Below are 17,064 nucleotides of genomic sequence, written 5' to 3'. Positions count from 1 at the left end.
CTCGGAGCCCGGGGCCGCGGACCCGATCGGCCCGTGACCCAGGTCACCTGTTCCGGCGTCGTTCCGCTCTCGACCACGGCGGATCACCCTCCACAGGACGTTCACAACTTTCCCCGCTCGCCTCCACGGCGCGCACCTACAGTCGGACGCGTGACGACACGCCGGGTCCTGGTGGTCGAGGACGACCTGACCATCGCCGAGTCCGTGGCCGCGCGGCTGCGGGCGGAGGGGTTCGAGGTCGTGCTCGCGCACGACGGGCCGACGGCCGTCGAACGGGCGCACGACGCGGACCTCGTGGTGCTGGACGTGATGCTGCCCGGGTTCGACGGGCTGGAGGTGTGCCGCCGCGTCCAGGCCCGGCGGCCCGTGCCGGTGCTCATGCTGACCGCGCGCGGCGACGAGACCGACCTGCTGGTGGGGCTGGCCGTCGGCGCGGACGACTACCTGACCAAGCCGTTCTCCATGCGCGAGCTGGCCGCGCGGGTGCACGCGCTGCTGCGGCGGGTGGAGCGGGCGGTGTCGGCGTCGGCGGCCCGGATCGCGCTGGCCGACCTGGAGATCGACCTGGCGGAGCGCCGGGTGCTGCGCGGCGGCGAGGAGGCGCACCTGACGCCGACCGAGTTCGAGCTGCTGGTGCACCTGGCCGAGCGGCCACGGGCCGTGCAGTCGCGGGAACGGCTGCTCAACGAGGTGTGGGGCTGGCAGGAGGGCACGGGGACGCGGACCGTGGACAGCCACGTCAAGGCGTTGCGGCGCAAGCTCGGGGCGGACCTGATCCGCACCGTGCACGGCGTCGGGTACGCGCTGGAGGTGCCCAAGGTGGTGTCGTCGTGAAGGCGGGGGCGGGTTCGGCGGCCGGGGCGGGAGCGGGTTCCGGTTCGGTCGTGACGAGGGCCGTGTCGGCGGTCGCCGAGCTGCTGCCCAGGCCGCTGGACCCGGTGCGGTCGATCAAGTTGAAGATCGGCATCCTGCTGGTGGCGGCGTTCGCGGCCGGGTTCGCGTTCTTCTGGCACCGGATCGGCTGGCTGCCGCCCGGCACCACGGTCGGGACGATGGCCATCGTGGTGCTGACCTCGCAGGTCCTGGCGCACGGGATGACCAGGCCGCTGCGCGAGATGACGGCGGCGGTCCGGGCGATGCGCGCCGGCGACTACAGCAGGCGCGTGCGGGCGACGGCGCGGGACGAGGTCGGCGAGCTGGCGTCGGCGTTCAACCAGATGTCGGCGGACCTCGACGCGGCCGACCGGCAGCGGCGCGAGCTGATCGCGAACGTGTCGCACGAGCTGCGCACGCCCATCACGGCGTTGCAGAACGTGCTGGAGAACGTCGTGGACGGCGTGGCGCCGGCGGACGCGACCACCCTGAGCACGGCGCTGGCCCAGACCGAGCGCCTCGGGCGGCTGGTCGCGGAACTGCTGGACCTGTCCCGCATCGACGCCGGCGCCCACCCGCTGGACCGGGCGGAGTTCCCCCTGGAACCGCTGCTGGCGGACGTGGTGGCGGAAGCCTCGGTGGCGGCCCGGGAGGTGCGGTTCACCGTGGACGTCTCACCGGCGGGGGCGGTGGTGTACGCGGACGAGGGCCGGCTGGCGCAGGTGGTGGCGAACCTGCTGGACAACGCGGCCCGCCACGGCCCGGCGGGCGGCGAGGTCCGGATCACCGCGTCGGTGGGCGAGGACCTGGTGCTGGAGGTCGCCGACGACGGGCCGGGGATCGCGCCGGGTGAGCGGGAGCGGGTGTTCGAGCGGTTCACCAGGGGTGAGCGGGCCGTCGGCGGTGGGACCGGGCTGGGCCTGAACATCGCCCGCTGGGTGGTCGACCTGCACGGCGGGACGATCGCGGTGGTGGACGGGCCCGGGTGCCGGATCCGGGCGACCCTCCCGGCCAGGGCGGGTTGAGGGGCGGCTGAGGATTCGGCTGGGGCTCTGGCGCCCACCACCTCTGGCGCCCACCACCTCTGGCGCCAACGACCTCTGGCGCTCTGGCGCACCGCTTCGCACGGGTCCTCGCCCAGGGGACCCCCTGATTTCATTCAACCACTGACCACCGACATTTTCGGCTCGCCGGAAGCTGTCGGGGGGCGATGACGCACGCCCTCGGAGGCCTCGATGTCCCCTGCCCGCCCCAACGACCCCGCAACTCCAGACCCCACACCGTGCGACCCCGCGCCCCCCGAAACCACATCGTCCGAACCCACGTCGTCCGAACCCACACCAGCCAGCCCCGCGCCCGCAGACGCCGCACCCTCCGACCCCGCACCCTCCGACCCCGCACCCTCCGACCCCGCACCCGTCAGCCCCACACCCGCAGACCCCAATCCCCCCGCCCTCTCCCACCCCTCCCCCACCCGCGTCCTCCTGATCGGCGCCGCCGCCGGCACCGGGGCCGCCGTCCTCCTCCCGCCCGACCGACCCGGCCTGGGCTGGCTCCTCACCGCCCTGCTCGTCTTCGCCCTGCTCCGCCGGGTCAGGCCCGGCTGGGCGGTCCTCTCCGTCGCCCTGTTCGCCACGGGCGCCTTCACGGCCTCCTCCTGGCTGTTCGCCCTCTGCGCGATCGCCGGCTGCGCCGCCGGTTCCCTGGCCGTCGCCGGTGGTCGCACGCCCTGGGGCCTGTTCGTCGGCTCGGTGGCCGTGCCGGTCGCCGCTCTGCGGTCCGTGCCGTGGCTCGGTCGCGGGCTCAGGGCGGGGGGCGCGCCGGCGTTCCTGCGGCCCGCCCTGGTCACCGCCGGGCTGCTGCTGGTCTTCACCCCGCTGCTCGCGAGCGCCGACCAGGCCTTCGCCGACCTGCTCGCCTCCGCGCTGCCCGAAGCCCCGCCCCAGTCGGTCGCGCTGTTCTTCGCGGTCGGCTTGGGCGCGATCGGCTCGTGCTGCCTGATCGCCGTGCCGCTGACCGCCGACGACGACCCCAACGCCCCCGGCGGGCCGGCGAGCCCGGTGGCCCGCCGGGACTGGGCGCTGCCGGTGGGCGCGCTGGTGCTGCTGTTCGCCGCGTTCGTGGGCGTGCAGGTCTCCACCCTGTTCGGCGGTGACGACCACGTCCTCGCCACCACGGGCCTGACCTACGCCCAGCACGCCCGCTCCGGTTTCTGGCAGTTGCTGCTGGTCACCGCGCTGACCCTGGGCGTGATCGCGACCGCGGCGCGCCGGGCCGGGCGGGACGAGCCGGGTGACCGCCGGCTGCTGCGCCTGCTGCTGGGCGCGCTGGCCGTGCTCACGCTGGTGATCGTCGCGTCCGCGCTGACCCGCATGTGGGTGTACCAGCAGGCCTACGGCTTCACGGTGCTGCGCGTCCTGGTGTCGGCCTGCGAGCTGTGGCTGGGCGTGGTCTACCTGCTGGTGCTGGCGGCGGGCGTGGAGCTGGACGGCCGGTGGTTGCCCCGGGCCGTGCTGGGCACGGGCCTGGCCGCGCTGCTCGCGATCGCCGCGCTCAACCCCGACCGGTTCACCGCCGAGCGGAACGTCGACCGCTGGCGCGCGACCGGCGACATCGACGTGACCTACCTGAGCCGCCTGTCCGACGACGCCGTGCCCGTGCTGGTCACCCTCCCGAGCGAGCTGCGCGCCTGCGCCCTCCAGGGCCGCCGCGTCGAGCAGGACGACTGGCGCACCTGGAACCTGGGTCGCCGGCAGGCCTGGGAAGCGCTGCGCGGCGTGTCCCCGCGCGACGTGCCGATCAGGCCGTGCGGGCGCTGGTGACGTGCTCGGTGATCAGCTCGGCGACGGCGCGGGCGTGGGTGACCGGAGCCCAGTGCCCGGCGTCCACGACGCGCCGCCGCAGGTGCGGCACCCACCGCTCGACGCCCTTGGTCAGGGACTCGGTCACGTACCGGTCGTGCCGGGGGTGCACGAGCTGCACCGGCACGTCCGTCCGCCGCACGCGCGGCGCGCGCAGCCGTGGCACGAAGTTGGCCCGGTACAGGGCCATGCCGCGCACGCCGTCCTCCACGACGGTCGGCGACACGGGCGCCGTCACGCCCTCGGCGCGCCGCAGGACCTCGCCCCAGCGGGGGCCCACGACGTGCCGCCACACCAGGGGCGCGACGAACGGCAGGTGGAACGCCGCGATGTACCAGGAGCGGCGCAGCTGGTCCGGGTTGGCGCTGCCGCGCATCCGGTGCCCGACGTGGTCGAGGCAGGGGCCGGAGATGGAGGTGTAGGAGGCGATGGGCGCGCCGGGGGTGGTCACGGCCTCCCACGCCTGGATGGAGCCCCAGTCGTGCCCGACGACGTGCACGGGCTCGTCCGGGCTGACCGCCCTGGCCACCGCGAGGAGGTCCCGGCCGAGCACGGGCAGCCGGTAGGCGGCCAGCCCGCGCGGCGCGCCGGACCGGCCCGCGCCGCGCACGTCGTAGCTGACCACGTGGAACCGCTCGGCCAGCACGTCGGTCACGCCGTCCCACACGTGGTGCGTGTCGGGGTAGCCGTGCACCAGCAGGACGGTCGGGGCGGAGCGGTCTCCTCGCTCGAACACCGCCAGCCGCACACCGTCGGACTCCACGTACACGGCCGACCGCCCCCCTGAATTGCTACGGTGTCGTAGCTTTGGAAAAGCTACGACACCGTAGCAATATGGCCCGGTGAGCACAACGCGCCGGAAGTACGCCCCGCGCCTGCCTCCCGAGCAGCGGCGCGAGCAGTTCCTGGACGGCGCGCTCGCCCTCATCTCCCGCGGCGGGTTCGACGCGCTCACCATGGAGGCCGTGGCCAGGCAGGCCGGCGTCACCAAGCCCGTGGTCTACGAGCTGTACGCGAACCGGGCCGAGGTGCTCGACGCCCTGCTCCGGCGCGAGGCCGAGCGCGCCACCGCCCAGGTGCTGGCCGCCATCCCGGGCGCCGACTTCGCCGACCGCTCCCCCGAGGACGTCTACACCGACGCCGTCCGGGCGTTCGTCAACGCGGTGGTGGCGGCCCCGGACCGCTGGCGACTGGTCCTGGTGCCGCCCGAGGGCACCCCGCCGGAGTTCCGGATGCAGGTCGAGCTGGTGCGGGGCCGGGTGCTGGCGCAGGTCGACGAGCTGGCCGACCTCGGCGTCGAGGCCATGGGCGACCCGGACCTGGACGCCGAGCTGCTCGGTCACGCCATGCTCGCGCTGGCCGAGATGGCGGGCCGGCTGGCCGTCACCGCCCCGGAGCGGTTCACGCCCGACCGGTTGGTCGCTTTCGTGGGGAAAATCGCACACTTCCTCCGACGCGCCTGAACTGCTCCACTCGTGGGTACGGCCCAGAAGACGTACCCGAAGAACGAGGAGGTGCCCCTTCGTGCTCGCAGCCGTCATCACGTCCGCCGGCTCCCTGCTGGTCGCGCTGGTGGTCGTCACGCTCGTCCACCGGGTGGTGCGCCGCCTGGGACGGCGGTCCAGGCTGTTCGCCGAGCTGGCCGAGCACGCCCACCGGCCCGCGCTGGCCGTGGCCGTGCTGTCGGCCGTGCAGGTCTCCCTGAGCGTGGTCGCCCGCGGCGACTGGCGGCCCGTCGCGCTGCACGTCACGGGGATAGCGCTCATCCTCGCCGGCGCCTGGCTGCTCGCGGCGCTGCTGGTGGTGGTCGAGGACGCGACCCTGGCGCGCATCCGGGTCGACGTGTCCGACAACCGGCACGCGCGGCGCGTGCACACCCAGATCACGCTGATCCGGCGGGTCACCGTGGTCGTGGTGGGCCTGCTCGCGGTGGCCGCGGTGCTGATGACGTTCCCGGACGCGAGGTCCGCGGGCACCTCGATACTGGCCTCGACCGCGGTGATCGGCGCCATCGCGGCGCTGGCGGCGCAGTCCCTGCTGGGCAACGTGTTCGCGGGCGTGCAGATCGCGTTCAGCGACGCCGTGCGGCTCGACGACGTGGTGGTCGTGGAGAAGCAGTGGGGCCGCATCGAGGACATCACGCTGACCTACGTCGTGGTGCACCTGTGGGACGACCGGCGGCTCATCCTGCCCACGTCGTACTTCATGAAGACGCCGTTCGAGAACTGGACGCGCACCCAGTCGGCGCTGCTCGGCACGGTCGAGCTGGACCTGGACTGGACCGTGCCGGTGGAGGACCTGCGGCAGGAGCTGCGGCACGCCCTGGAGGGCTGCGACCTGTGGGACGGCCGGGTGAGCGTGCTCCAGGTGACCGACGCGGTGGGGTCGTTCGTGCGGGTGCGGGCGCTGGTGAGCGCGTCCGACGCCGGGCGGCTGTGGGACCTGCGGTGCGTGGTGCGCGAGCACCTGGTGTCGTGGCTGCGGTCCAACCACCCCGGTTCGCTGCCGCAGGTGCGGGTCCGCGACCTGCCCCGCGCCGGCGGGCGGGCCGTCGAGCCGGCGGCCAACGGCGCGTCGGACAACCGGGTGTTCGGCGACAGCCGGGACGGGCAGGAGCGCGTGCAGGCGTTCCGCGGGCCCGACCAGCCGCTGCAACCGGGCTGACCCCGCGTTCCGTCCTGTCAGCGGGCCCGGCTCGTCGGCGGGTCCGTCCTGTCAGCGGGTCCGATCGGAGGTCTTCATGCGGAAACCGGTGGCGGTGGCGGTCCTGGCGCTCGCCCTGGCGGGGTGCGGGCGGCCCGCGGCGCCGGGCGACGCGTCCGAGGTGGCCACGACCCCGCCCGCGCCCTCGTCCGCCGCGATCCCGTCCGCCGCCCCGGAGGTGCCGGTGAAGCTCAGCCCCCAGGCCCGGAACGCGCTGGCCAGGGCGAAGGCCGAGGGCGCGCGGACGGTCGGGGTGACCGTCTCCACCGAGGCCGGGCAGGTCGAACGGGCCGCGGCCGGGCTGCGGGGACTGGGCGCGACCGTCGAGTCCGCGGACGCCGGGGCCGGGTACGTCCGCGCGACCGTGCCGGTGGACGAGGTGGCGCGGGTGCCCGCCGTCGAGGGCGTGCGGCAGGTGGACGTGGACGAACCGCTGTCCAACGGCGACCCCGCGCCGTAAGAGGCCCGTGCCGTAAGAGGCCCCGTGCCATGAGAGGTCCCGTGCCGTGAAAGACGAGGGCCGCCCCCGGTTGACCGGGGACGGCCCTTCACCTGCGTCGAGCGTCAGACCACGTTCAGACCACGTTCTGCACGAGCACCGTGCCGCGGCCGATGACCGCGCCCTCCGAGGTCTGCACGGTCAGCTCACCGCGCAGCACCCGGCCGGCGCCGGCCGGGGCCAGGGCCGTCAGCACGCCCGGCACCGTCCACGACTCGCCGGCGATCCGCTCGGAGTCCGCGTCCGTCACCTGGATCGAGCCCAGGCCCGGCGTGGCGAACAGGTCGATGTAGTCGTACTCCGTGGTGCCCGCGGGCACCTCGAAGCCGTCCACGTTGACCCGCCACAGGCCCGGCGCCGGGTTGTTGACCGTCACCGACTCCTCCGAGTCGCCGTCCGCCTGCTGCCCCGCCGGCACGCAGGTGCCGCTGGTGCAGTTCAGGACGAACAGGTCGAGGTCGGCGGTCACGTCGGACGGGCGGCCGATGGTGGCGCGCAGCTGCGTCGCGCCCGGCAGCACGGTCACGTCGTAGAACTGCGACTCGGCATTGGCGATGGTCGGCCGCGAGATGCGGGCGCTGGACAGCGCCCCGCCGACGACCTTGCCGGTGAACGAGCCCAGCGTGTTGGTCACCTGGTAGGAGCGCTCGACCGGCGTGCCCGCGGTCACCGACTCGATGGTGTCGGGGTTCGGGCTGATCGAGGTGCCCAGCACCGACGCGGTCACCGAGTACGGCGCCGAGGCGGCGTCGGAGGTGCGCCGCGCCTCGACCACGATCTCCCACACGCCCGGCGTCGGGTTGCCCGCGGTGCGGCTGGTGGGCGAGCCACCGGCGCAGCCCGCGCCCGCGTCGGGGTTGTAGCAGTTGGTGGACGAGGTGGTGTCGAACGGCACGCCGTACGGGTCGTAGCGCAGGAACCGGACCTGGCCCTTGCCCGCCTCGCCGCCGGCCGCCATGTCGACCTTCAGCGCGCTGGCGCCCGCCGGCACCCGCACGAAGAACGACTTCGACTGGTTGCGGCCGACCTCGCCGGTCTTGGTGACCGAGTACTTGCCCGCCGCGGTGAACTCGTCCGCCGCGAACACGCTGTTCAGCGTGAACACGTCGATGCCGCGGGTGCCGGGGTTGTCGAGCTTCAGCACGGCCGAGTGCGCGCCCGCGGTCCGGGGCTTGACCTTCACGTCGAACTTGACCGGCGTGTTCAGCGGCAGGGTGACCAGGGACTTCGACGAGAACGTGCCGTCGTTGCCCTGCCACTTCACCAGGAACTGCTGGTTGCGGTTCGGGCCCGCGGTGCGGGTCAGGGTGTAGGTGCGGGTGTACTCCTGGCCGACCTTCACGCCCTCGCGGTCGTGGATGCCGACACCCGTGTTCGGGGTGGCCAGCTGGCCCGACAGCAGGGTGTTGACGGCCACCGAGGTGGTGACGGCCTGGGTGTTCGGGTGCGCGTTGAGCTGCGTCCACGCCTTCTTGGTGTCGAACAGGCCCGCGCCCTGCTCGTAGGCCTGGAGCGAGGACACCCACTTGGCGCCGGACTGGATGGCGTTGCGCAGCTCGGACACCGGCGGGCGCTGCCCGTCGTGCTCGGCCTTGTAGGCGGAGACCAGCAGCGCGGCCGCGCCGGCGGCCTGCGGCGCGGCCATCGAGGTGCCGTTCAGCATCGCGTAGCCGGCGGGCAGCTCGAAGGTGCCGGCCACCGGGCCCGGGTTCTGCCACTGCGGGGTGGTCGAGATCGCCGAGCCGGGCGCGACGATGTTCGGCTTGAAGCCGCCGTCCTCGCGCGGGCCGCGGGAGGAGAAGCCGTGCAGGCCCTCCTTCTGCGAGGTGACCGAGCCGTAGTTCGACAGCCAGGTCCCCTTGGTGATGTAGGAGCCGACGCTGATCGAGTTGGTGGCCACCGACGGGTCGCCCACGGTGTTCGCGCCCGCGCCGCTGTTGCCGGCGGAGATGAACACCTGGACGTTGTACTCCTCGATCGTGCGGTTGTAGATCTCCGCACGGGCGTTGTTGCCGTCGTTGAGCGGCGGCAGGCCGCCGATCGAGATGTTGACGACGTCCGCGCCGTTGCGCGCCGCGTACAGCAGGCCGTCGATCAGGCCGCTGTTGGTGCACGACGGGGTGGACAGGCAGACCTTGACCGCCATCAGCTTCGCGCCGGGGGCCGCGCCCTGCATCTTGCCGCCGAACATCTTGTTCGCCGCCGTGATGCCCGCGACGTGCGAGCCGTGCGCGGCGGCGGAGATGCCGATGTTGACGTACGCGGTGCCGCCGTTGTCGTAGATCGACCGGTCGGTCTGCACCACGAACGCCACGGTGTCGAGCACCGGCGTGGCCGGGTTGTCGGCGCCGAAGTGGCCGACGTCCTTCTTGACCTTGTAGTCGATCATCGGCGTCTCGTCGGTGAAGTCGCCGTCACCGTCGACGTCCACCCGGACCACCTTGGTGGTGCGGTCCTGGAGCACGCCGAACGCGTCCGCGCGGTCGCCGTCGCGGTTGATGTCGCCGCCGGTCTCGCTGTTGGCCAGGCCCAGGTCGCCCGCCGTCTCGCGGAACAGGCCGAAGCTGAAGGGGCCGCCGGTGGCCGGGGCCTTGTAGGTCGCGCCGCCGCTGGTGAACGTGCCGACGTACGAGCCGGCCACGGGGACCCACGTGCCGTCGCCGGAGTTCGTGGCGTTCGCGTTGTACCAGTCGACGATCTTGCGCTCACCGGTCGACGTGGTGGCCAGCGCCGGGTGGTCCAGGTCGATGCCGGAGTCCATGATCGCGATCGTGGCGCCCCGGCCGTCCCACTTGGGGTGCTGGTCGGTGAACTGCGCCGCGTTGGTGTCCTGCGTCGGCATGTAGGGGTTCTTCTTGGGCGTCTTCGCGCCCGGCGCCGGCTGCGGCAGCGGGGTGGTCGCGCCGTCCGGGCGCGGGTCGTCCAGCTTGACCAGGCCGTCCACGTCCACCGAGTTCACCGAGGCGAGCTTGGCGGCCTTCTCGGCCTTGTCGCGCGGCACCGACACCCGCAGGTAGTCGACCTCCCGCTCGGTGGCCTCGACGACGCCGCCGAGGGCCTTGAGGTCGTTGGCGGCGGAGTCGCTCCGGCCCTCTTCGGCGGCGACCAGGAGCGTGACGTTCGCCTGGCCGGCGCGCTCGGCCTCGGCCAGCCGCTCCAGGTCCTGCTTGTCGAGCTGCTTGTCCGCAGGCGCAGGCGCGGTCGGCGCCTCCTGCGCGACCGCCGGACCGGCGGTGAGACCGAGCCCAGCGGTGCCCAGCACGGCGGCCATCAAGGCCGCACCGGTGCGGTGTCTCCACCGGCTTACCGAGTTGATCACGGCGCAAACCCTTCGTGGGAAAAGATTGGCGCAAGCACATCCCCCCGGGTTCGCCCGGACAATAGGACGAACAGCGCAACAGGAAAGTCCTAATTGGACTGAACGGCCTCTTGCGCGAATGCGCGAAATGTGCGGCCCGAGTCGAGAACGACCGCGACACCTCCAGTCAAGAGCCAACCGGCCGGTGTGTCAACCAGTGTCAACGGTGAATCGCCGAATCACCCCCGATATCGGTAACGAACCACACATCAACTCGATGACGAGCAGACTGGTCGGCATCGTGGACGTCGTGCCGATCGACCGGATAGCCGACGAGCTGTACGCGCTGCCGCCGGCCGGGTTCGTCGCGGCCCGGGACGCCCACGCCCGACGGGCCGCCGAACTCGGCGACCAGGCCCTGGCCAGGGCGATCGCGGCGCTGCGCAAGCCGACGGCGTCGGCGTGGGCGCTGAACTCGCTGGCCCGCGAGGCCGACGTGCTGGGCGACCTGCTGGCCCTGGGCGAGGAGCTGCGGGCGGCGGAGGAGCTGCGCGGGAACGCGCTGCGGCAGCTGAGCACGCGGCGGCGGGTCGCGCTGAACACCCTGGTGCGGCGGGCCGAGGACCTGGCGCGCACGGCGGGCCACCCGCTCGGGTCGGAAGCCGTGCGGCAGGTGCGCGCCACCCTGGGCGCGGCGGTCGCGGACCGCGTGCTGGCCGCCCGGATCCGGGCCGGGCGGCTGGTCAAGCCGGTCGAGCGGGCCGGGTCCGCGCCGGCGGGCGGCGCCGTGCGCGACGAGCTGGCGCCCCGCCGCGAGCGCCGCCGGGAGCGGGAGCTGGCCGAGGCCTGCGAGGACGTCGACGCCGCGCACGCCGACGTGCGGCGGGCGGAGGCCGCGCTCGCCGAGGCGACCCGGGAGCTGGACGAGCGGGCCGAGCAGGCCGCGGCGGCGCACGCCGAGTTCCGGCGGGCGCAGCGGGCCGAGCACGAGGCAGCGGTGACCGCCGAGCGGGCGCGCCGCCGGGCGAGCGGCGCGCAGGAGCGGCTCGACCGGGCCAGGCGGCGGGTGGCCGACCTGCGCGGCGAAGCCTGACGACACCGGTTCAGCCGGGCCCCGCGACAGGCGGCTGACCTGCGTGGTGATACCCGACACCTCCCGGCCACCGGCGGAACAGGCGTTCGACACCGTCCGTTCTACTGGTGGTCGGCGCGGTGGACGCCGCACCGGACGTCAGGACCGCTAGGGCGCCTCCCCCTCAGCCCGAAGCGGCACCTCTCCCCGAGGCGTTGCAGGTGCGCCCACGCACGCCCGACCGCCGTCGGCCGGACGGTACTCCCCCCTCACCGGACGGCCGGCGGCCTTTTCGCCCTGACCTCGACCTCACCCCGACCTGACCCCCGACCTCGGACGACGTGCCGGCCGTGGCCTCGGACCGTGGCCTCAGACCATGTACTGGTCGTGCCGGGCGTACAGCTCGGTCCACTCCTCCGGGGTGAGCCGCCGCCCGCTCTCGCCGATCTCGGCCAGTTCCCGGAAGTACTCCTCGCGCGGCGGGGCCGGCGCGAACAGGATCAACATCGACGCGGGCTCGTCGGAGTCGTTGCGAAAAGCGTGCACACCCCGTTCCGGCACGTGCAGGAAATCACCCGGGGTCGCCTCGACCCACGTCTCGCCGTTGAACAACCGGACCGTTCCGGACAGCACGTAGAACGACTCGGAGAACGTCTTGTGGAAGTGCGCGGCCGGCCCGCCCGCGCGCGGGCGCATCTGCCACTCGAACAACCCGAACCGCCCGTCGGTCACGTCGCCGGTGCCCACCAGCCGGGCCCGGGTCAGGGGCCGGTCGATGGTCGGCACCGCGTCGACCGGCCGCCACAGGGCGTTGACCTCGCCCGATGCGTAGGACATCGCTCTCCCCACCTCAGAAAAGTGAATTATATTCAACTGTCTTGCGCGACGTGCGCTTCGATCTAGACTCGCCCGATGGCACATGGGGCGGATGCGGATGTCATCGTCGTCGGCGCGGGTCTCGCGGGCCTGGTCGCCACCGCCGAGCTGGTCGACGCGGGCCGCCGGGTCATCCTGCTCGACCAGGAACCGGAGGCCTCGTTCGGCGGTCAGGCGTTCTGGTCGTTCGGCGGGCTGTTCATGGTCGACACGCCCGAGCAGCGGCGACTGAAGGTCCGCGACTCGGCCGAGCTGGCGCTCCAGGACTGGCTGGGCTCGGCGGCGTTCGACCGCGACTGCGACCACTGGCCGAGGCGGTGGGCCGAGGCGTACGTGCACTTCGCGGCGGGCGAGAAGCGGTCGTGGCTGCACGCCATGGGCGTCCGCTGGTTCCCGCTGGTGCAGTGGGCCGAGCGCGGCGGGTACCTGGCCGGCGGGCACGGCAACTCCGTGCCCCGGTTCCACGTCACCTGGGGCACCGGGCCCGGCATCGTGGCGCCGTTCGTGCGACGGGTGCGCGAGGGCGTCGCGCGCGGCCTCGTCGACCTGCGGTTCCGGCACCGCGTGACCGGCCTGACCGGCACCGGGGGCGAGGTCGACGGCGTCAGCGGCTCCGTGCTGGAGCCCAGCGCGGTCGAGCGCGGCGAACCCAGCTCCCGCGTGGCCGTGGCCGAGTTCGAGCTGCGCGCCCAGGCCGTCGTGATCACCTCCGGCGGCATCGGCGCCAACCACGAGGTGGTGCGCCGCAACTGGCCGGCCCGCCTGGGCACCCCGCCGGAGCACATGCTGTCCGGCGTGCCCGACCACGTGGACGGTGAGCTGCTCAAGGTGGTGCAGGAGGCCGGCGGCGACGTCGTCAACGAGGACCGCATGTGGCACTACCCCGAGGGCATCGCCAACTACGCCCCGGTGTGGAGCCGCCACGGCATCCGCATCCTGCCCGGCCCGTCGTCGCTGTGGCTCGACGCCACCGGCCAACGCCTGCCCGTGCCCCTGTTCCCCGGCTTCGACGCCCTGGGCGCGCTGGAGCACATCGTCAAGACCGGCCACGACCACTCGTGGTTCGTGCTGAACAAGCGGATCATCGGCAAGGAGTTCGCGCTGTCGGGCTCCGAGCAGAACCCCGACCTGACCGGCAAGGACGTCAGGATGGTGCTCAAGCGCGCCCTGCCCGGCGCGGTCGCGCCCGTCGAGGCGTTCGCCGAGCTGTCCGACGAGTTCATCTTCGGCCGGACCCCCGCCGAGCTGGCCGCCGGCATGAACGCGCTGACCGGCACGTCCCTGATCGACGCCGACCAGCTGCGCCGCACGATCGTGGAGCGGGACCGCCAGGTCATCTCCGGCCTGGGCAAGGACGCGCAGGTCAACGCCATGCGCGAGGCCCGCCGCTTCCTGACCGACAAGCTGATCCGCGTGGTCGAGCCCCACCCCCTCCTCGACCCGAAGGCCGGCCCCCTGATCGCCGTCCGCCTCTCCGTCCTGACCCGCAAGACCCTGGGCGGCCTGCACACGGACCTCTCCGCCCGCGTCCTCACCCCGTCCGGCGACCCCCTGCCCAACGTCTACGCGGCCGGCGAGGCCTCGGGCTTCGGCGGCGGCGGCGTCCACGGCTACCGGGCCCTGGAAGGCACCTTCCTGGGCGGCTGCCTCTTCTCCGGCCGCGTGGCCGGCCGAGCCGCCGCCGAATCAGTCTCCTGACCGCACAACCCACCACGCCCGACTGGACGACTCGCGATACCTGACCGGACGACACGCGATGTCTGACCGGACGACACGCGATGTCTGACCGGACGACACGCGATGCCGGACCGGAGGACACGCCGACAGCTTCACGCGCTCCGCGCGTGTCCTCCACTCGGGCATCGCGAGTCCTCCACTCGGGCATCGCGAGTCGTCCACTCGGGCATCGCGAGTCGTCCACTCGGGCATCGCGAGTCGTACGTTCAGGTCCGCCGTGTCTTACGTTCGGGACCGGTGAGTTCTGCGTTCAGGACGCGGGGTGCGCGGCCGGCGACAGCTTGCGCGCCAGGTCGTCGGCGTCCGCCAGGCGCAGGTCGCGGTACAGGTTGAACGCCGCCAGCCAGTGCGGGCGGGCCGCGTCCGCGCCCTCCGACTGCTCCAGCACGTCACCGATGGCCCGGTGGCACAGCGCCTCCTGGTACCGGTCGCCCAGCCGCGCCGCCAGCGCCAGCCCCGCCCGGTAGGACTCCAGCGCCTCGTCGGACCGCCCCAGCTGCTGCGACGCCGCGCCCAGCGTGTGCAGGGTCGCGGTGTGCGCCTTGGACGGCGCCGCGGGGAACAGGTTCAGCGCCTCCGTCGCGTGCCGCAGCGCCTCCTCGGGCTGGTGCTTGCGCAGCAGCACGTTCGCCAGGTTGTTCCGGAGGTTCGCCTGCGTCCGGTCGTCGCCCACCTCGCGCGCCACCTCCAGCGCCTCCATGATCACCTCCTGCGCCCGGTCCAGCCGGTCGTCCGCCATCAGGCAGTACCCGAGGTTCGCCAGCGCCGCCAGCTCCAGGTCCCGGTCGCCGCCCGCCAGCGCCGCCGCGCGCGTGCACGCCTCGACCGCCTCGTCGATCCGACCCAGGTCGGCCAGCGTCGAGCCCAGGCGCAGCAGCAACGTCGCCTCCGCGTGCCCGTCGCCCAGCGACCGCGCCGCCGCCAGCCCGATCCGGCACAGCGCCAGCCGGTCCAGCCGGTTGCCGCGGCGGAAGTGGAACGCGTCCAGGCACAGCGCCAGCTGCCACGTCCGCTCGCGCTCGCCCGCGTTCACCGCGATGTCCAGCGCCAGCCCGAGGTTCGCCTCCTCCAGCGTGAACCAGTCCAGCGCCGCCGCGTGCGACGACAGCGCCGGGAACGACGCGGGCCGGTGCTCGGGCGGCCCGAACGGCAGCACGTGGTCCGACAGGTGCGCCCGCGCCGAGTCCGCCACGTGCAGGTAGTAGTCCAGCAGCCGGTCCGCGGCCAGCTTGTTGTCCGCTTCGGACTCGAACGCCGCCAGGTGGTGGGTGAACAGCCGCACCAGGTCGTGCCGCGAGTACCGGTCCGGCGTGGACTCGTGCAGCAGGTTGGCGTAGGCGAGGGTCCGCAGGTGCGTCCGCGCGCTCACCACGTTGATGTCCAGCAGCGCCGCCGCCGCGTAGCTGTCCAGGTCCGTGCCCGGGTGCAGCCCCAGCCGCCGGAACAGCCGCGCCGCGCCCTCGGGCAGCTCCCGGTAGCTCACCGCCAGCGCCGCGTGCACCCCGCGCCCCGCCTCGGGCAGCGACAGCGCCGACAGCCGACCCTGCTCGTCGCGCAGCTCGTCCACCAGCGACTGGATCGTCCACCGCGGCCGGGACGCCAGCCGCGCGCCCGCGATCCGCAGCGCCAGCGGCAGCCGGTCGCACAGCTCGCACAGCTCGGCCACCGCCTCCGGCTCCTGCTCGATCCGCGGGCGACCCAGCAGCGCCGCCAGCAGGTGCTCCGCGCTCTCCTCCGGCAACGTCGGCACGTGCAGCGACGTCGCGCCCTCCGTCACCACCAGGTCGTCCAACCGGTGCCGTGAGGTGACCAGCACCAGGCACCGCGCCGAGCCCGGCAGCAGCGGCCGGACCTGCTCGGCCGACCGGGCGTTGTCCAGCAGCACCAGCACGCGCCGCCCGGCCAGCAGCGACCGGTACTGCGCGGCCTGGTCCTCCAGGTCCGCCGCGACCTGCGAGTCGGTCAGCCCCAGCGCCCGCAGGAACCCGACCAGCGCGGTCCGCGGGTCCAGCGGCTCGGTCTCGTCGAAACCGCGCAGGTTGACGAACAGCTGCCCGTCCGGGAAGTCGCCCGCCACCCGGTGCGCCCAGCGCAGCGCCAGCGCCGTCTTGCCCACCCCGGCCGGCCCGACCAGCAGCCCGATCGCCGAGTCCTGCCCCATCAGGCTCTCGCGCAGGTCCGACAGCTCCAGCTCCCGGCCGACGAACCCGCGGTGCTCGCGCGGCAGCTGGGCCGGGGCGTGGCTCACCGGCGCCCGCGGCGGCACGGCGTCACCGGCCAGCACGGTCTGGTAGGCGTCACGCAGCTCGGGACCCGGGTCGACGCCCAGCTCCTCGGCCAACCGCCCCCGCGTCCGGTGGAACAGCTCCAGCGCCTCGGCCTGCCGCCCGGTCCAGTGCAGGGCCAGCACGAGCCGCGCCACCAGGGCCTCGCGCAGCGGGTCCGCCGCCACCTCGTCGCGCAGGCCGGGCACCACCTCGGCCGCCCGGTCCAGCCGGAACAGCCTGGTCGCCAGGTCCTGCACGGCCACCAGCCGCTGCTCCTCCAGCCGCGCCGTCACCGCCTCGCGCAGCTGGTCGCCGGGCACGTCGGCGAGCACCGGGCCGCGCCACAGCGCCAGCGCCTCCCGCAGCAGGTCGACGGCCTGCTCGTCCGCCGCGTCCCGGGCCCGCGCCACCAGGTCCTCGAACCGGAACGCGTCCACCGCGTCCCGCGAGCCGGTGAGCACGTAGCCGGGGGCGCGCGTGATGAGCGCTACACCGCCGGACAGGACCTTCCGGAGCTGGGCGATATGTCCTTGGAGGGCGGCTTTCGCCTGCGGCGGCGGTGACCCGTCCCACACCACGTCCAGGAGGCGGTCCCCGGACACCACCCGGTTGAGCTCCAGCGCGAGGGCCGCCAAGACGGTCCTGCGCTTCGCCGCTCCCAGGCGAACCGGCTCCCCACCTGCGGAAACCAGCTCCACCGGACCGAGCAGGTTCACCCGCATCCTGCAACCTTTCGGGGCAGTCACCTTGTGGTCGGAGAGTCTGGCACAGCGGCCGCGACGCCCCTGACGGGCGCGTTGGCCCCGCGTTGGCCGGGCGTTGGAGGTCACCGGGAACGTGTGTTCCGTCCAGCAGGCTGCCTTCGCGAGGGATTGACG

12 protein-coding genes are annotated in these 17,064 nt (G+C 73.8%); 8 read left to right on the top strand and 4 right to left on the bottom strand.

The genetic code is table 11. The features are described from left to right. Positions 1-150: 150 nt before the first annotated feature. From ABD223_RS31320 to ABD223_RS31310, 3 genes are all read left to right on the top strand, one after another. Positions 151-834, top strand: coding sequence for a response regulator (locus ABD223_RS31320; RefSeq protein WP_344040238.1), 684 nt, complete (start codon positions 151-153; stop codon positions 832-834). Between the two features lie 50 nt (positions 835-884). After that, entirely contained in the window at positions 885-1,898 is a 1,014-nt protein-coding gene (locus tag ABD223_RS31315) for a HAMP domain-containing sensor histidine kinase (RefSeq protein ID WP_344040236.1), read from the top strand. Between the two features lie 210 nt (positions 1,899-2,108). Next, positions 2,109-3,695, top strand: a complete 1,587-nt coding sequence (locus tag ABD223_RS31310) for a DUF4153 domain-containing protein (RefSeq protein WP_344040235.1) — start codon at positions 2,109-2,111, stop codon at positions 3,693-3,695. On the opposite strand, the gene ABD223_RS31305 is transcribed toward ABD223_RS31310, so the two are convergent. Next, a complete protein-coding gene (locus ABD223_RS31305; RefSeq protein WP_344040234.1) occupies positions 3,673-4,503 on the bottom strand; it encodes an alpha/beta fold hydrolase in 831 nt (276 codons plus the stop codon). The genes ABD223_RS31310 and ABD223_RS31305 overlap by 23 nt on opposite strands. A 73-nt stretch (positions 4,504-4,576) precedes the next feature. Here ABD223_RS31305 and ABD223_RS31300 point away from each other — a divergent pair, with 73 nt between their 5' ends. From ABD223_RS31300 to ABD223_RS31290, 3 genes are all read left to right on the top strand, one after another. Then, entirely contained in the window at positions 4,577-5,197 is a 621-nt protein-coding gene (locus ABD223_RS31300) for a TetR/AcrR family transcriptional regulator (RefSeq protein WP_344040233.1), read from the top strand. 61 nt (positions 5,198-5,258) lie between these two features. After that, complete coding sequence (locus ABD223_RS31295) at positions 5,259-6,398, top strand: mechanosensitive ion channel family protein (RefSeq protein ID WP_344040232.1); 1,140 nt, start codon at positions 5,259-5,261, stop codon at positions 6,396-6,398. A 76-nt stretch (positions 6,399-6,474) separates the two neighbouring features. Continuing rightward, positions 6,475-6,897, top strand: coding sequence for a lipoprotein (locus tag ABD223_RS31290; protein ID WP_344040231.1), 423 nt, complete (start codon positions 6,475-6,477; stop codon positions 6,895-6,897). Between the two features lie 115 nt (positions 6,898-7,012). On the opposite strand, the gene ABD223_RS31285 is transcribed toward ABD223_RS31290, so the two are convergent. Then, on the bottom strand, positions 7,013-10,207 hold the full coding sequence (locus ABD223_RS31285) for a S8 family serine peptidase (RefSeq protein WP_344040230.1): 3,195 nt from the start codon (positions 10,205-10,207) through the stop codon (positions 7,013-7,015). Between the two features lie 304 nt (positions 10,208-10,511). On the opposite strand from ABD223_RS31285, the gene ABD223_RS31280 reads away from it, so the two are divergent. Beyond that, on the top strand, positions 10,512-11,327 hold the full coding sequence (locus tag ABD223_RS31280) for a hypothetical protein (protein ID WP_344040229.1): 816 nt from the start codon (positions 10,512-10,514) through the stop codon (positions 11,325-11,327). 348 nt (positions 11,328-11,675) lie between these two features. On the opposite strand, the gene ABD223_RS31275 is transcribed toward ABD223_RS31280, so the two are convergent. Beyond that, positions 11,676-12,143 carry a cupin domain-containing protein gene (locus ABD223_RS31275; RefSeq protein WP_344040228.1) on the bottom strand — a complete coding sequence of 156 codons (468 nt, stop codon included), beginning with the start codon at positions 12,141-12,143 and terminating at the stop codon, positions 11,676-11,678. A 75-nt stretch (positions 12,144-12,218) separates the two neighbouring features. On the opposite strand from ABD223_RS31275, the gene ABD223_RS31270 reads away from it, so the two are divergent. Beyond that, positions 12,219-13,880: an FAD-binding dehydrogenase gene (locus ABD223_RS31270; RefSeq protein WP_344040227.1), complete on the top strand. Its 1,662-nt coding sequence runs from the start codon at positions 12,219-12,221 to the stop codon at positions 13,878-13,880. Between the two features lie 289 nt (positions 13,881-14,169). Here ABD223_RS31270 and ABD223_RS31265 read toward each other — a convergent pair whose 3' ends face one another. Next, entirely contained in the window at positions 14,170-16,908 is a 2,739-nt protein-coding gene (locus ABD223_RS31265; protein WP_344040226.1) for an AfsR/SARP family transcriptional regulator, read from the bottom strand. Between the last annotated feature and the right edge of the window lie 156 nt (positions 16,909-17,064).

Source organism: Saccharothrix xinjiangensis (genome assembly GCF_039527585.1).
Lineage (GTDB): Bacteria > Actinomycetota > Actinomycetes > Mycobacteriales > Pseudonocardiaceae > Actinosynnema > Actinosynnema xinjiangensis.
Note: the sequence above shows the minus strand (reverse complement) of the source record. Positions and strands in the feature narration are given on the sequence as shown.

Bases quoted from the DNA above. Each gene is read 5' to 3' on its own strand.
- ABD223_RS31280 (WP_344040229.1), top strand. From the start codon at position 10,512: ATGACGAGCAGACTGGTCGGCATCGTGGACGTCGTGCCGATCGACCGG.
- ABD223_RS31265 (WP_344040226.1), bottom strand. From the start codon at position 16,908: ATGCGGGTGAACCTGCTCGGTCCGGTGGAGCTGGTTTCCGCAGGTGGG.
- ABD223_RS31290 (WP_344040231.1), top strand. From the start codon at position 6,475: ATGCGGAAACCGGTGGCGGTGGCGGTCCTGGCGCTCGCCCTGGCGGGG.
- ABD223_RS31310 (WP_344040235.1), top strand. From the start codon at position 2,109: ATGTCCCCTGCCCGCCCCAACGACCCCGCAACTCCAGACCCCACACCG.
- ABD223_RS31275 (WP_344040228.1), bottom strand. From the start codon at position 12,143: ATGTCCTACGCATCGGGCGAGGTCAACGCCCTGTGGCGGCCGGTCGAC.
- ABD223_RS31270 (WP_344040227.1), top strand. From the start codon at position 12,219: ATGGCACATGGGGCGGATGCGGATGTCATCGTCGTCGGCGCGGGTCTC.
- ABD223_RS31285 (WP_344040230.1), bottom strand. From the start codon at position 10,207: ATGGCCGCCGTGCTGGGCACCGCTGGGCTCGGTCTCACCGCCGGTCCG.